Raw genomic sequence first — 14,420 nt, forward strand, 5'->3', positions numbered from 1 at the left:
CGATGCAGATTATCACCGGTTTTCACGCAATTGAAGAATTACTGCGGGCGGTTGAAGCGCAGTTAGAAAAAAATTTTTCAGGAACAAAAAGTTCCCAAATAGGAAAAAAGGCCGGAGGCGGCAAGACGCCCTCGGTACGGCTCAAACTTTTTTACGCCAAGCAGGGACCGCGGGTAAAAAAAATTTTGGCACAGGCGGAAAAACTTTCCGTTCCGATAGAGCGGCGGACTGACGCCGAGCTTGACAAGCTCGTTGCGCCGTTACCTGAATATCTGCAAAATCACCGCGGGATTATCCTCATCGATGAACGCCCGCAGGAGCAGTCGCCCAAGCTTTTCTCCGATGCGCTGCTTGCCGAACTTGCTTCCCGCCCTAAGGCCTTTGTCGTCGTCCTTGATTCAATCACCGACCCCCACAATACCGGCGCCATTATCCGCAGCGCCGACCAATTTTCCGTCGACGCCGTCGTGCTCCCCGAACGGAGATCCGCCGGAGACTTTCAGACCGTTAGCAAGATCAGCGCGGGCGCGGCGGCGTGGGTTCCGCTGTTGTATACGGCGAATTTGGTACGGACGGTGGAGGAACTTAAACGCAACGGCTTTTGGGTATTCGGCGCCGACGCGCAAGGGGAACCGCTTCCGCACACAAAGTTCCCCGATAAAACGCTGCTCATTATGGGCAGCGAAGGGTCGGGAATCAGCCGCCTGCTAAAAACCTCCTGCGATTCCTTTACGGCAATCCCTACCTCCGGCAAGCTGGACAGCCTCAATGTCTCGGTCGCTGCCGGTATTTTGATGTACGAGATACGCCGGCAGCAAAACGGATAGGGGGGATGCAGGGTAAACGCATCAGGCCGTTTTTTACCACCCCCGCGGGAAAATTGAGACTATTCGACCAGAGTTGAACCTCTTCGCGGTTCAAATGGTCTCACAGTCTCAATTTTTCCGCGGTTTTTATCTACTCTACCTGATGCGTTTACCCATTTGTTGGAAAAATGTGCGAAATTTTAAACAAAATTTCGCACAGAAGGAAGGTAACCGCTAAAAATATTTTTGATGCGGTTGCTCTGACGCGGGGACAATATCGGTTGTCTATTTTAACAGTTATTCGTGCAGTTAATACCACGATGCTCTACGTCAGGTTTGTTGATTCCCGCCGGAGTTCGGCAAGCGCGGAGCAAAAGAGCGTACCAGCCTGCGCTACGTTAAGACTTTCGATAGCGCCACTGCCGCTGATTTTAACCAGCACATCGCAAAGCTTTTTCGCTTCGGCGGAAATGCCGTGCTCCTCATTTCCAAGCACTACAACAACCGCCTCATCCGCCCTAACCAGCGACGGAATATCCTTTAAGCTGCGGTATGCCCGATGATCAGCCCCTAGCCTCATCAAATAACCGCTGCACGCCTTTAAAAAATGCTCGGCGGAAGGGGCGGTATATAGGGTGATAAACTCCATCCCCCCTTGGGCAATCCGGTAGGCGCTCGGAGTCAGCTGAGCCTGCGCATCTTCCCCGCTTATCACGATATGCTCTATGCCGAAAAAGGCTGCGCTGCGGATGACCGCTCCGAGGTTATTCGCATTCCCGATACGGTCGCACAGTAACACTGCAGCCTTACCGGCCTCCCACTGTTTAATCCGCTCCGGTGTTACGGCAGCGATGCAGGGTTCTTCAATCATTGCGACAACCCCTTGGTGATGAACGGAACCGCACAGCTTTTCCAATTCGGCATCAGACTGTACCAGTCGATAAAGCCGCTTCCGCTGCGCAAGGTATTTACAAAGAGCGCCGAATGTCCGCGCCCTGCTTCCGGCAAAAAAAAGTCTGGAAATTTTTTCGGGATGTTCGGCAGCGAGCGCTTTTACCGCTTCAAAGCCGCACACCGCCAATTCTTTTTGATGTAATTCACTCATACCGCAAGTTATAAACGGAAAATAAAAGAAAGGCAACCGCTTAAAATGAGCAGTTGCCTTGTCTTATTCAGATTTTAGATATGTTACTGTTGGGAACGGAGATGTCACAAAAGCCGGTTACTTTCTCGGCATTCCCAAGTCCTCTTACTTTGAAGCTTTTTTGCGCGTAAGCTTGCGCCCTTCGTTTTCCGCCTTTTCCAATTCAGCCTGCGCAATTGAAAGAAGCGCAATAGGTACCGAATAAGACGAGCAGGAAACATAATCCAAACCGGCTTTCATACAGAAGGGGATGTTTTCAGGACGGGCGCCCTGTTCACCGCAAAGGCCGAGTTTGAGATCGGGACGGGTAAGCCGGCCGCGTTCAATCGCGATACTGATAAGCTCCCGCACTCCCGGATCCAAAATCGCAAACGGATTTCCATCTATCAAATCGTATAATGTGTAATCCGGCATAAAGCTGTTAAAGTCATCGCGCGAAAGACCGAGCGTCGTTTGGGTCAAGTCATTGGTCCCGAACGAGAAGAATTCCGCATAGCGGGCAATTTCTCCTGCGGATAACGCAGCAACCGGTAATTCAATCATCGTACCGATTTTGAAATCGATCGGTTTCGCTTTGAGCTGAGTCCGCATTTCTTGTTCGATTGTGCGGATACCCAGATAAGCATGGCCTTCAATCTTCTTTCCATACGCAATCTGTTTAAGCTCACGGAAATTCATAACAATCGGAACCATGATTTCGACATGCGTTTCAATACCTTCTTTCTGCAGCTTGTAAGCCGCTTCAAAAATTGCACGCACTTGCATTGCATAAATCTCCGGATAGGAAATCGCAATACGGCATCCTCGATGTCCAAGCATGGGGTTTACTTCCGCCCGTATCGCAATCGATTCCGCCAAAGCCTTTTTACTGACGGTTTTCTTCGCTTCGTTTTTAAGATAGTCAACAAACCCGTCCAGCTCGGTTTCATTATGCGGTAAAAATTCGTGCAGCGGCGCATCCAAAAGACGGATGGTAACTTCACGGCCATTCATTACTTTGAAGATACCGTAAAAGTCTTCCATTTGAACTTTTTGAAGCCGGTTGAGCACTTCAATACGTTCTTCCGTTGTTTCGGCAAGGATCATCTCTCTAAAGATATTGATACGCTTAGCATTAAAGAACATGTGTTCAGTGCGGCAAAGCCCGATGCCTTCGGCGCCGAAACTGACCGCCAAAGCAGCATCACGGGGACTATCGGCATTGGCGCGTACATGGAAGTCTTGGATAAACGAGCGGGTAAGATCGATAAAATCAAGCAAACCGGATGTTTTAGGATCGGGTTCGATTAACTCCGCTGCACCGAAGTATACCGTCGACTCACCGTAATAAGGTACTTGTAAGGTGATATAATCCCCTTCTTTAATAGTAATACCGTTGATAACGGCTTTATTCGTCATAATTTTCATGTCCGGACGGACTAACGAAATCTTTCCGTACTGACGCGAAACAACGGAAGCATGAGCCGAATAACCGCCTTCGTTAGAAAGAACGCCGGTGGAAACTTCGATTGCTTTTACATCTCCAGCATAACTGGCCGGTACACAGAGAATACAACGGGTATCGGCGCTTTGCAGACGTGCAATACGCTGTGCTTCGATCAACGAATCGGCGCTAAAGTATACGCGACCTACCGCTGCACCCGGAGCGCCTGCAATACCGCCTTTTGAATGCTGCAGATTTTTAACACTTGCCATATTGATGACCGGGTGTAATATTTCGTTTAGCTGACCGGGTTTAACGTTCTTTACAACATATTCCGCATCAACAATTTTGCGGTTGTATAAATCGAGCAGGAAGTGCACTAATGCAATCGTACTCTTTGCTTCGACGGATTTTTGCTCGATAAGCCACAGCTTCCCTGCTTCAATCGTAAAACGGATTTCCCGGACATCTTTACTGTGGTCTTCCAACTGCCATGCAATTGCTTCCAGCTGCTCCAAATATGCAGGCTTTATGTCGTTAATGTCTTTTCCAACGGCATCGACTTCATCGAATTTTTCTTGAAAGAACATTCCCTGCAATTTTTTTTCGCCGGTAACGATATTGCGGCTGAAGAATCTACCGGAAAAGGATTCCTTATCATAGTTTCCGTATACCAGCGGCTGAATCAGTAACGCTACATCGTTTTCATTATCGGGTTCAAGACTGAGCAGCGTACTGATGAGCTGAATGGTTTTATTCAGCTGCACTTCTGCGGTACTGAAAAACTCCTGCGGCAGATACGGCTGGTACATATCCATAACGGTTTCGCCCGATTCGGTACGTTTTTCTTTTTTTAGTTCGTTTCCGATTTTTTCCAACTGCTCTTTGTAGAGTTCCTGCTTAGCGCCGTCACCCTCTAATTCTGCAATCTTATACAAGATTGAGAAGATACCGCGCAGCAAAAACAGCACTTCATGGCTTGCAAAATCTTTTCCGACTTTTTTTTCAAAACCGCCGATTGTTGTTTTTGCCAAACCGAAGTTATGCAGCGTCGGATAATTGGCAATAACAAGGTTGGGAGAAATAACAAGCTTTAATAAAAGAGGATTTTCCGCATCGCCGAATTCTTTTTTAACCGCTTCACCCATCTTTTTTAAGAACGGACGCAGTAGCGGCAAAGCATTTGCTTGTTGCAAGTCTTGTGTAATGGTTGCATCCATCACAAGTCCGGGTACGATCGGGAGCCCAAGTTCCGAAAATTCATTCAGCTGGCGTCCGCGGATACCGAGGATCGTTTTATCGATATTACTTTTAAGCGATTCTTTATTACTGAAAAAATGGATTGATTTAGACATATTCATAATAAACTCCTAGAAAAGGTTAAGAACGGTGCTGGGAGAACCGCGCAAAAAAGCTTCAAAACGGGGACTTGCACCTTCGGCAAAGTATTTTGACAATTTTGACAAGTCTTTGATTTCTTCCCCTGCGACGGCAAACTGAATACTACTGCCGTGTTTTACCTTTCCCCATTTAAACAGCGTATTGATGTCGACAATCTGCTCACCGTCATAGAAGACGATAACCTTATTATGCGGGTACCGTGCATTGTAACTGCGGATAATCCGTTTCCACGCTTCAACGTTTCCGTTATGAAACAGTTCGTTGCTTACGATAACCGAAATTTGCTGCGATATACGGGTTTTACCCGACGGCGCTTGCATCTGCACAGAGGCGGCTTCACGAGAAGCTGTTTCTTTTGCTTTTGCAGTTTTTGCGGCTGTTTTTACTTTTGCAGCTGCCGAAGTTCTTGCCGGTTTCCGCGTTCGCCCTCCGGCAGATTGTTTTTTAATCTGAGGCGCGGCAAATACAAAAGGTCCGCTCAAAATCTTTCCGGGAATTGACGGTTTTGTACCTTCCAAAAGAGCTAGAAAAGCGCTGAATACCGCTTCTGCAACGGGTGTTTCTATTGCGCCTTTGTCTTGTTTTCCGACATAAATATTCAAAAGCTCATTTTTTTTCAGGGTTTCAAAAAGAGAAGCGTTTGCAGGATTTTTAGGGTTTATCACCAAAAACCCCAAATCGGGATGGTGATAGCCGATAACGATATCGACGCCTTTCCATTTTGCCGTTTCCGTAATGATATCCGTAGGTACTGCGGTTATTTCGCGGATATTCTTAGAAATCACTTTATATCCCCACATATCAAGCAGTATAACGGATAAAAATGCCGGAATTTCTTCATTTGTCAATTCTTTATTTTCAAGCAATATACCGATTTCATCGGCAATATTTTTTTTTACATTGCAAGCATCCAGAAGCGATAAAGCATTCTGAATATGTGTTACAGAGGCATTAAACCCCTGCTTTGTAGCAAGCGGTACATAAAATCCTAATGAATCGAGCATTCACTTCTCCTTTGCATGGCAAGGACGGTTTTAGAAATACTTATAAAAAACTTCCTTGCATTTACTTTTGGTCTTACGGGAAAAACATTCCTCAAGGAATCCTTCAATATTGTTTATCATATCTCAGAAAAGCAGAATGGAGATTCCCTATAGATAAAAGCCCTCCGAAACAAGCGTTTCAGGGGGCCTTTATCACATTTTAACTTATTTCCATTATGGTAAACTTTACAGAGTTCTTACACCGGATTTGCGTCCGCGGCGGCCTCTGCTTGCCGTATTATCAACAGCACCGGCTTTCTTGGTTCTAGCGGCGCCTCTGCGGCTGCGGGGTGCAGCGGGTGCATTAACGGTTTCTGCAGCAGGTGCTTCCAAACTCGGTGTCTCGTTCAGCATATCGATAAACTGAGCACGTCCGCTCGGGGTTACCGCAGCAGGTTCATCTTCTTCGCCTGAGCCGAAGGTCTGTGCAATATCGGCACGAACCGTTGAACGGCGGCGGCTGAATGAAGCAAACGCCTGATCCATAAAGCCTTTAGAAACTCCATGAAGGAATTCGTTCAATACGTTTGCCATACCGTCAAGCGTTGCCTTCTTGCGTTTGATGGAGGTGATATCCACGTCAAGCAAGAGTCCGGGCTGCATGTGGAAGGGGTTGATGAGGTAATCGAACTTGTTAAATTCCGCCTCAAGGAAAGCGAGCCGTTCTTCCATAACGCGCCGCTCAACCGGGTACTGATAGTCGTACATTTTCTTAAGCCGTTCACGCATAATGATAAGCTTTTTGCGCATCTTGTCTTTCTCGTAAACAAAGGTGCGGTTCATCTTTTCAACTTCAGTTTCGGCTGCGTTGACAAACGAAATTTCATCCCAGACTTTTGCGATGTCTTTGTAGGCAGGTTCGCCTTTAGGCATCTTGTATTTCTTCTGGATATGCTTTTCGTAGAGTTTTGCCAAGTCACCGAAATCGGTAATACGTACCATGAACTTCGACTTATCATATTGCGTCTGCAATACGTCCCAAAGGTGTTCAATTTCGGTTTCAAACGACCGGATCATTACTTCATACGCTTTGCGCTCTTCAATGAGCTGTGCATTATCGTAGTAGCGCAAACGGATTTGATAGCGTTCGTCGGGAAGGTTTGCAACGTTGGTATCATCGTATTCGCGCAGCAGCAGCTCGCGGGCATTTTTCAGGTTTTCAATGTATTGATAACCCATCTTAGAGGTATCAAGAATTGAAGTTAACGAGTTAATTGCCGTATTGAAGCCGCGGTTACGGATGTTTTCAATGTCGATGATGTGCTTGATATTCTCGCGTACGTTGAGCTGATCGAATGTTTCCGGATCGATTTCCGCTCTCAGGTTTGCAATGCGTTCCATTAATTCTTTTGAAACTACCGAATAGCGCTTGCTTTCGGGATTGTCAACATCATCGTCGGTAACATCGAGAACCTTTCCCATCTTTTTGAAGATGATTTCGCTATCGGTCATCTCTTCCTTACCCTCATCGATAAGTTCATCTTTGAGCTGTTCGATTTCTTTATCGATAAGATTCATCATGTGGTTGGAAAGTAAATCTTTGATTAAGTATTCCACCGTTACCTGATATTGGAAGATCGGGCTGATAAGCTCGGTATCGAGAATATTGACTGAAAGCTTTACATCCGTTACGGTTTTCGGTTTAAGAATATTGTCTTTAAACGCGCACTTTACGATTGAGTAGGCGTTTTCACCGCGGACGAAAGCTCCGACGTCGGTCTTTTGGCGCAGAAGCGAATTGGTTAAGGTTTCAAGATCATTGATTCCGCGCTGTACGTGCCCTTGCAGGTGTCCGTACATATTGACGATCGATTTTTCGATTTCACCGGTATTGAACTTATCGGCGCCGCCGACTTCATCCAACAGAGTTGCAATCTCTTTCGGAGTATAGCGGTTCAGAACCTTCATTTCCTCTCTATCGATAAATCCGCGGACTTTTTTGAGCATTTCATCTTCTGCGGTTACCATATAGCGGTTGAACATATTCTGATAGTTCTGGTTAAAGTAGTTGTATAACTTTTCTTTTAAACCGCCCATAACATCTAATCTTTCAAGAACGTCTTTGGGTAATTTTGTCGATAAGTGATGCAATACTTTATTGGTCTCTTCTTCAATCAGCTGATTCACTTCTTTCTGCTGATCGCGGTAATCCTGTGCCAACGAATTCCTTGAACCGACAGCGCTGGGCTTTTCGGGATGGAATACATTTGGACTTTGAGGTAAATCTAAACTTGCCATCTTACTGTCTCCTTATTGCAGTAGATTTATATCCGCATCGGATATACTAATACAATTGTCATTATAAGGCTATTTTATAAAATGTAAAGACACCTACCCTCTTTTTACTTTCTTTTTTTTATAATACTATACAATAAAACCGTGGTTACCCACATTTTATAGGGAGTTATAGAGGAGTTATTTATGTTGAAATTAAGATCCGTTCTTTTTATTTTTGCTTTCTGTATTATTTCAGTTACATCTTTTGCCGGTGAGAGAACCATTCCCGTCGATGTTTTTTTAATGATCGATAAATCAAAATCGATGAATGAACCCGGAAAATTTGACAGCTTGCATAAATGGGTACGCGATACGCTTGTTACCGAAATGCTGATACCGGAGGATTGGATTACCATTTGGGAATTTTATGAAAAACCGCATGAATTGCAAACATTAATTATCAAAAATGAAAATGACCGGAATGCATTGATAAAAACAATTGACGGTATTACTCCCGACGGCGCATTTACCGACATCGGCAGTGCACTTGATTCAATTCAAATTTCATTAAATAAACGCGGAAAAAACAATCGATATAAAATTTTGCTGCTGGTAACGGATCTTGAACAAGATGCTCCGTGGACATCAAAATACCGCGGAAAACAGGAATCATTTAAAAGTCCGTATCTTGCCGAAGCGCGTATTATCAAACATGATAATTGGTACGAAATAACACTGGATATGGATATTCAAGATAAAGTCGTCAAAACAACGAAAGAATTATATACGGATATTATTGATAATAAAGGAACTCCGCGCAGTAACGATGATCAAAATAAAGTGCTTATAACTGAAGAGAAAAACTAAGTATAATGTAGGCTGCCGGAATACTTGCAGCCTAACAAACCGTCAAGGATGTTGTTTTAACTATGAAAAAATTATTTTATGCAGTTTGTATTGCTGCTGTTCCCCTCATTATCGGCTTGTTGGCATATCAGCGTATCCTTCGTCAACGGATGCAGGTAATACCACAAAGTGCTCAAACGATTATTCCGGTAGCACCGCAGTCGCAACAACAAGAAAATTCTTCTGACGAACATATACCGGAAAGTTCACAATCGGTTATCACGTTGCTGAGCGATGAAATACTTGTCGATGATATACCGGTTGACGTCAACGGTGATAACAAAGAAGATAAAATTATTGCGGCAAAGAAATTATCCGATCAATTCATCTATCTTTTGATATTTTTGCAGGATAATGAAACACAGGCTCTTACCAGAACGGCAGAAATAAAAACGGAAGCGACGCATGCAAAAACACTGTCCGTTGATACCTTGACGGTGCGGGAATACCGCTATCCTATTATTGCATATAGCGGAATGAATGCCGATAATATGCAAGTTTTCGGAATGTATGCATTGGAAATCGATAACGAAAAAATAACGAATATTAATTCTTTAGCAGGTATACAAGCTGACGGCCAAATTATACTAAAAAACGAACAGGATGATTCGATTTCCGATTATACAATATCCGCATATTATTCCGATATCGATGCGCCTAATACGCTTAATCAAATAGAAAAGCAGTATACATGGAATGACAAAAAAGGAATTTTTGAGCAAACGAAAGAGATAAAGATTCCCGGAAATAGAATTGAAAGTCAATTTCTTAAAAAATTTCAAACGGGAGATAGTAATTCTTTTCAAGAATTTCTTGAAGGTCTTTGGTATCAACCGAGTGCACGAAAAGATCAAAACCGGAGTATCTTTTTTAACCGTTCGGAAAATGAAATTATTTTTTCCGTTAATAATATTCAAGAGCTGTTTACCATCGATTCGGTTACACCGCGCAGATTCGGCATCTATTTTTCTACAAAAAATGCATCAATTTCGAGTATCCATCGGCGTATCGATATTGAATTACTCGGGATCGATGAAGTACGTATACGGGTTATCGACGATATTGCACGTTTAAAAATAGGAGTTGCATCGAATTGGGACGGAACATACCGAAAAATAAATAATACCGTCCGTGAATCGCAAAGAAACACTGCGCTTGATAATATAAAAAAATTATTAACGGCGGATGGAAAAACATGGAATAGTACCGAAGGATATTCCTTATCTTTTTCGGATAATTCATATCGATTACTGCAAGATACGGTACGGAATTCAGGCTGGTATACGATTTTACAGATACAAGATAATACTGTTTTACAGCTTAAAGACACGGAAAATAGAGAGCGTTTTTTCAGCCTTGTATTTGATAATGCCGACAAACGGCTGAATTTAATGGAAGTTTCAGTTAGTGTGAGCGGCATTACTCCGATTGGAAATTCGCCGCTAATATTTGAATAATATTTTTCCGGCGCCCTTTTATGAGCACCGGAAAAATATTCATGATTTTTAATTACTTGCAAGCCGCTTTGCCGATTATTCCTTATCAGAAATAATCATTGTTTATATTTACCGCTTTACAATAACGGCGGTTCCTTGGCCGCCGCCGATACACAGCGAAGCAAGGCCGATTTTTTTATCGGTTCTAATCATTTCGTGAAGTAACGTTACCAAAATGCGGTTGCCCGAAGCGCCTACCGGATGACCGAGCGCAATTGCACCGCCATTGACGTTGGTACGCTGTAACAGTGCATTGCGGTCGACTCCGTGTTCACGTACCAATTCATGAATAACACCCAATGACTGAGCTGCAAAGGCTTCGTTTAACTCTATTAATTCCATATCGGAGAGTTTTAACGATGCATAGTTTAACGCATTGCGGATTGCAGGAACCGGTCCTAATCCCATCACGAGCGGATCGACACCGCCCTGCCCGATACCGATAATTTCGGCAATCGGTTTAAGGTTATATTTTTTTACCGCAGCTTCGCTTGCAATCAACACAAATGAAGCGCCGTCGTTTATACCCGAGGCATTACCTGCCGTAACGGTGCCGTCGCTCTTAAAAGCGGGTTTCAGCTTTGCAAGTTTTTCCAGATTGGTAGTCCGATTCGGGAATTCGTCGGTATCGAATACAATATCGCCCTTCTTGTTATGAATGGTAATCGGAACAATCTCGTTTTTAAACTTACCGGCATCGATAGCGGCAATTGCTTTTTGCTGGGATGAAAATGCAAACTCATCCTGCTGCTCTCTGGTAATATTGAATCTCGCCGCAATATTTTCGGCGGTAATTCCCATGTGGATATTGGCGCGGGCATCGGTTAAGGCATCATAAATCATGTGATCGACCGCTTGCCAGTTCCCCATCTTATTGCCGCTGCGGGTATTAGCCGGAACAAGGTACGGGGCAAGCGACATCGATTCTACGCCGCCTGCTACGACAATTTCGTTAAAGCCCGCTTGAATGGACATAACAGCTTCCATAACCGTCCGCAAGCCTGAACCGCAAACCATGTTAGTTGAATGGGCACAGACGGTTTCCGGAATACCGGCTTCCAATGCGATGGTACGGGCGATGTTTTGTCCAAGCCCTGCGCCGAGCACGTTACCGCAAATAAGCTCCGAAACTTGATCGGGCTTTACCTTTGCCTCTTCCAGTACCGCTTTTACCACTGCCGAACCCATATCTTTAGGCGGAACAGCGGAAAGCCCGCCGAGAAATTTACCGATTGCAGTACGTTTTGCACTGACAATGTACGATTTTGATAATGTCATTTTTGACCTCCTAGCAAATTGAGGAAATACTTTAAAGAAAATCGCTAAAAACTTCAGCTTTGAAAGGTGATTTAGAGATTTTCCTTATAGCATAATGAATTTTCCACACTTCTATCATATCACGCTTAAAAAAATCTGGCTACATTGAGAGCTCAAGAATATATGCACCAACGGTTTTTCTAACCGGTCTCTGCACGAATAAGGGAGACTATTCAACCGTATTATCGCCACAATGACAGTGATACAAAGAATTTAACCTATATCGTTGATGGGTTTGCTTTATGTTTCGGCAATATCGCAAAAAGCGGCGGCACAGATTTGTTGCAAATCTGTGGGGGCAATACCGAGGGTATGCCCCCGTTCCCCAGCACTCACATAGATGAGGTCATATAACTGTGCGGTTTCATCAATAAATGTAGGAAAATGCTTTTTCATGCCGAGCGGGGAACAGCCGCCGCGGATATAGCCCGTTGTTTTTTGCAGAGCCTCAAGTTTAAGCGGCGTTATTTTTTTACCGGTTAGGGTTCTCGCTTTTTTTAAGCTTACCTCTGCAGGCGCCGGCACGCAAAAGACAAAAACTTCATTATCCTCGCTTATCATCACAATCGTTTTAAAGAGCATATCGGGCTCAATATTCAGCTTGTGTGCAGCCGTTACCGCATCCAAATGTTCCTCATCCCATGCATATTCAATACTGCTATAGGGGATTCCCGCAGCTTCCAAGATGCGCATTGCATTGGTCTTCTTCATTATCCTGAACCCGCAGCGGCAGCATTTTAATGCTTATTAAGAATCTTATTTTCGACAGCTTCCTGATATACCGCAAGATACTGCTTGGCAGACGTATCCCACGTAAAATCTTTCGCCATACCCCGCTTCTGCATCTTAACGATATGTTCAGGGTGCTTAAACCACGCATTTACAGCCCAATTAACGGTATTATAAATGCTTTCCGGCGTAAGCAGATTCAACACAAATCCGGTACCATCCCCTGTTTGTTCATTGTAATTTTCTACCGTATCTGCAAGGCCGCCGGTATTCCGCACAATCGGCAATGTTCCATACAACAGTGAATACATCTGGTTAAGTCCGCACGGTTCATACCGCGACGGCATCAAAAAGAAGTTGCTTCCGGCCTCAATCCAATGGCTCAATTTTTCATCATAACCGACATACACCCGCAAGTTCGGCAGACGTTTGGAAAGCGCCAATAATTCATCTTCGCACCATCGGTCTCCCGCGCCAAGCACAATCAACTGTAAATTAATATCGGTGCACATCTTAAATGCAGCGCCGTACGAAGGTCCGAATAATTCCGCAATTCCTTTTTGATCGGTCAGCCGTGTTATCATGCCGAAAACAGGAATCTTTTCATCTTGCGGCAAGCCCATATACTTTTGCAGCGCCGCTTTATTCTTTGCTTTTTTTGCAAGAGAGCGAGCCGTATAGTTGAAAGAAATATGCGTATCCGTTTTAGGATTCCACACGGAAGTATCGACGCCGTTTAGAATGCCGGTTAGAACCTCCTTGCGGAAGCGGAGAATACCGTCCATTCGGAAGCCGTATTCCGGGCGTTGTATTTCTTGCGCATACGTAGGGGAAACCGTTGTAAGCCGATCCGCTGAAAGCAAACCTGCCTTTAAGAAATTCATTCTATCCCAGTCTTCAAAACCGGCCGAATAAAAATACATCCAATCAAGTCCCGTATCCACATAGTGCGTTTTATTATAAATTCCCTGATAACCTATATTATGCACGGTAAAAACGCTCGCAGTCTCTTGGAAATCCAAATACTGTGTATTGAATTTCAGCAAAACAGGTACAAGCGCGGTCTGCCAATCATGCGCATGCATCAAATCCGGAATCCAATGCTGTTTTCTGCAAAGCTGGAATGCCGCATGGCTCAATATCGAAAACCGTTTGGGGTTATCGTTAAAATCAGGTTCAAAAGCAGAACCGTACAACCCGTCGCGACCGAAACTTTCTTCATGATCAATAAAATACACCGGTATGTCAGAAGCGGGCAGTGTCGATTCAAAAACTTCCGTCCAGTACTCTTTATCGCCGATGGAAATTCCCATTGCGCCGGGAATAGGCGTTAAATTTTTTTTATCTATTCTATAGTAGCGCGGCATAACGATTCTAACATCATGCCCGAGTTTTTTTAATGAATATGATAAGGCAGATACAACATCGGCTAAACCGCCGGTCTTTGCAAAAGGAACCGCTTCACTTGTAATCATTAATATTCGCATGGCAAGACCCTCCTGCCTCAATTATAACACGGCAAACGGAATTATAAAAGAGACACCCAAAACATTTAGCGCTTGCTTCTCTAAGCAAGAGGGTAAACGCATCAGACAGACAGATAGATAAAAATCGCAGAATAAAGAGACTGTGAGACCATTTGAACCGCGGAGAGGTTCTGGTTGGACAGCCTTTTTATTTTGCGGGGATATACTCCAAAATGTCTGATGGGGTTACCCTCCTTCTGTGTGAAATTTTGTCAAAAATTTCACACATTTTATTTTACCAGAAAGGTAACCTCATTAGACAAATAGAACAAAATCGCAAAATAAAGAGGCTGTGAGACCATTTGAACCGCGAAGAGGTTCAACTCTGGTTGAACAGCCTCTTTATTTTGCGGGAATATCCGGAGACCGTCTGATGAGGTTACCTTTTACTTGACTGATTTTTTCTTTTATG

General features: G+C 44.1%; 10 protein-coding genes. 3 read left to right on the top strand and 7 right to left on the bottom strand.

Annotation, left to right across the window (positions count from 1 at the left end; translation table 11 throughout):
* Window positions 1-2 precede the first annotated feature (2 nt).
* Complete coding sequence (rlmB, locus tag HMPREF1222_RS03875) at window positions 3-827, top strand: 23S rRNA (guanosine(2251)-2'-O)-methyltransferase RlmB (protein ID WP_016518295.1); 825 nt, start codon at window positions 3-5, stop codon at window positions 825-827.
* Window positions 828-1,131: 304 nt separating this feature from the next.
* Here rlmB and HMPREF1222_RS03880 read toward each other — a convergent pair whose 3' ends face one another.
* From HMPREF1222_RS03880 to cfpA, 4 genes are all read right to left on the bottom strand, one after another.
* The gene (locus HMPREF1222_RS03880; RefSeq protein ID WP_016518296.1) at window positions 1,132-1,911 is read right to left on the bottom strand and encodes a TrmH family RNA methyltransferase; all 780 of its coding nucleotides are present in this window, start codon (window positions 1,909-1,911) and stop codon (window positions 1,132-1,134) included.
* A 144-nt stretch (window positions 1,912-2,055) separates the two neighbouring features.
* The gene (locus HMPREF1222_RS03885; protein WP_016518297.1) at window positions 2,056-4,734 is read right to left on the bottom strand and encodes a putative PEP-binding protein; all 2,679 of its coding nucleotides are present in this window, start codon (window positions 4,732-4,734) and stop codon (window positions 2,056-2,058) included.
* Window positions 4,735-4,743: 9 nt separating this feature from the next.
* On the bottom strand, window positions 4,744-5,778 hold the full coding sequence (locus HMPREF1222_RS03890) for a hypothetical protein (protein ID WP_016518298.1): 1,035 nt from the start codon (window positions 5,776-5,778) through the stop codon (window positions 4,744-4,746).
* A gap of 225 nt (window positions 5,779-6,003) precedes the next feature.
* Window positions 6,004-8,055 carry a cytoplasmic filament protein CfpA gene (gene cfpA / locus HMPREF1222_RS03895; RefSeq protein ID WP_016518299.1) on the bottom strand — a complete coding sequence of 684 codons (2,052 nt, stop codon included), beginning with the start codon at window positions 8,053-8,055 and terminating at the stop codon, window positions 6,004-6,006.
* A 183-nt stretch (window positions 8,056-8,238) separates the two neighbouring features.
* On the opposite strand from cfpA, the gene HMPREF1222_RS03900 reads away from it, so the two are divergent.
* Both HMPREF1222_RS03900 and HMPREF1222_RS03905 read left to right on the top strand, forming a co-directional pair.
* Entirely contained in the window at window positions 8,239-8,901 is a 663-nt protein-coding gene (locus HMPREF1222_RS03900; protein ID WP_016518300.1) for a vWA domain-containing protein, read from the top strand.
* Window positions 8,902-8,963: 62 nt separating this feature from the next.
* Window positions 8,964-10,397 carry a pallilysin-related adhesin gene (locus HMPREF1222_RS03905; protein ID WP_016518301.1) on the top strand — a complete coding sequence of 478 codons (1,434 nt, stop codon included), beginning with the start codon at window positions 8,964-8,966 and terminating at the stop codon, window positions 10,395-10,397.
* Between the two features lie 108 nt (window positions 10,398-10,505).
* On the opposite strand, the gene HMPREF1222_RS03910 is transcribed toward HMPREF1222_RS03905, so the two are convergent.
* From HMPREF1222_RS03910 to glgA, 3 genes are all read right to left on the bottom strand, one after another.
* Window positions 10,506-11,714, bottom strand: coding sequence for an acetyl-CoA C-acetyltransferase (locus tag HMPREF1222_RS03910; RefSeq protein WP_006187549.1), 1,209 nt, complete (start codon window positions 11,712-11,714; stop codon window positions 10,506-10,508).
* 279 nt (window positions 11,715-11,993) lie between these two features.
* Window positions 11,994-12,464: a Cys-tRNA(Pro) deacylase gene (gene ybaK, locus HMPREF1222_RS03915; protein ID WP_006187548.1), complete on the bottom strand. Its 471-nt coding sequence runs from the start codon at window positions 12,462-12,464 to the stop codon at window positions 11,994-11,996.
* Between the two features lie 26 nt (window positions 12,465-12,490).
* A complete protein-coding gene (gene glgA / locus HMPREF1222_RS03920) occupies window positions 12,491-13,969 on the bottom strand; it encodes a glycogen synthase GlgA (protein ID WP_016518302.1) in 1,479 nt (492 codons plus the stop codon).
* Window positions 13,970-14,420: the final 451 nt, after the last annotated feature.

Source organism: Treponema vincentii F0403 (genome assembly GCF_000412995.1).
GTDB lineage: Bacteria > Spirochaetota > Spirochaetia > Treponematales > Treponemataceae > Treponema > Treponema vincentii.

Coding starts and splice junctions, on each gene's coding strand:
- rlmB (WP_016518295.1), top strand. CDS start 3: ATGCAGATTATCACCGGTTTTCACGCAATTGAAGAATTACTGCGGGCG.
- HMPREF1222_RS03880 (WP_016518296.1), bottom strand. CDS start 1,911: ATGAGTGAATTACATCAAAAAGAATTGGCGGTGTGCGGCTTTGAAGCG.
- HMPREF1222_RS03885 (WP_016518297.1), bottom strand. CDS start 4,734: ATGAATATGTCTAAATCAATCCATTTTTTCAGTAATAAAGAATCGCTT.
- HMPREF1222_RS03890 (WP_016518298.1), bottom strand. CDS start 5,778: ATGCTCGATTCATTAGGATTTTATGTACCGCTTGCTACAAAGCAGGGG.
- cfpA (WP_016518299.1), bottom strand. CDS start 8,055: ATGGCAAGTTTAGATTTACCTCAAAGTCCAAATGTATTCCATCCCGAA.
- HMPREF1222_RS03900 (WP_016518300.1), top strand. CDS start 8,239: ATGTTGAAATTAAGATCCGTTCTTTTTATTTTTGCTTTCTGTATTATT.
- HMPREF1222_RS03905 (WP_016518301.1), top strand. CDS start 8,964: ATGAAAAAATTATTTTATGCAGTTTGTATTGCTGCTGTTCCCCTCATT.
- HMPREF1222_RS03910 (WP_006187549.1), bottom strand. CDS start 11,714: ATGACATTATCAAAATCGTACATTGTCAGTGCAAAACGTACTGCAATC.
- ybaK (WP_006187548.1), bottom strand. CDS start 12,464: ATGAAGAAGACCAATGCAATGCGCATCTTGGAAGCTGCGGGAATCCCC.
- glgA (WP_016518302.1), bottom strand. CDS start 13,969: ATGCGAATATTAATGATTACAAGTGAAGCGGTTCCTTTTGCAAAGACC.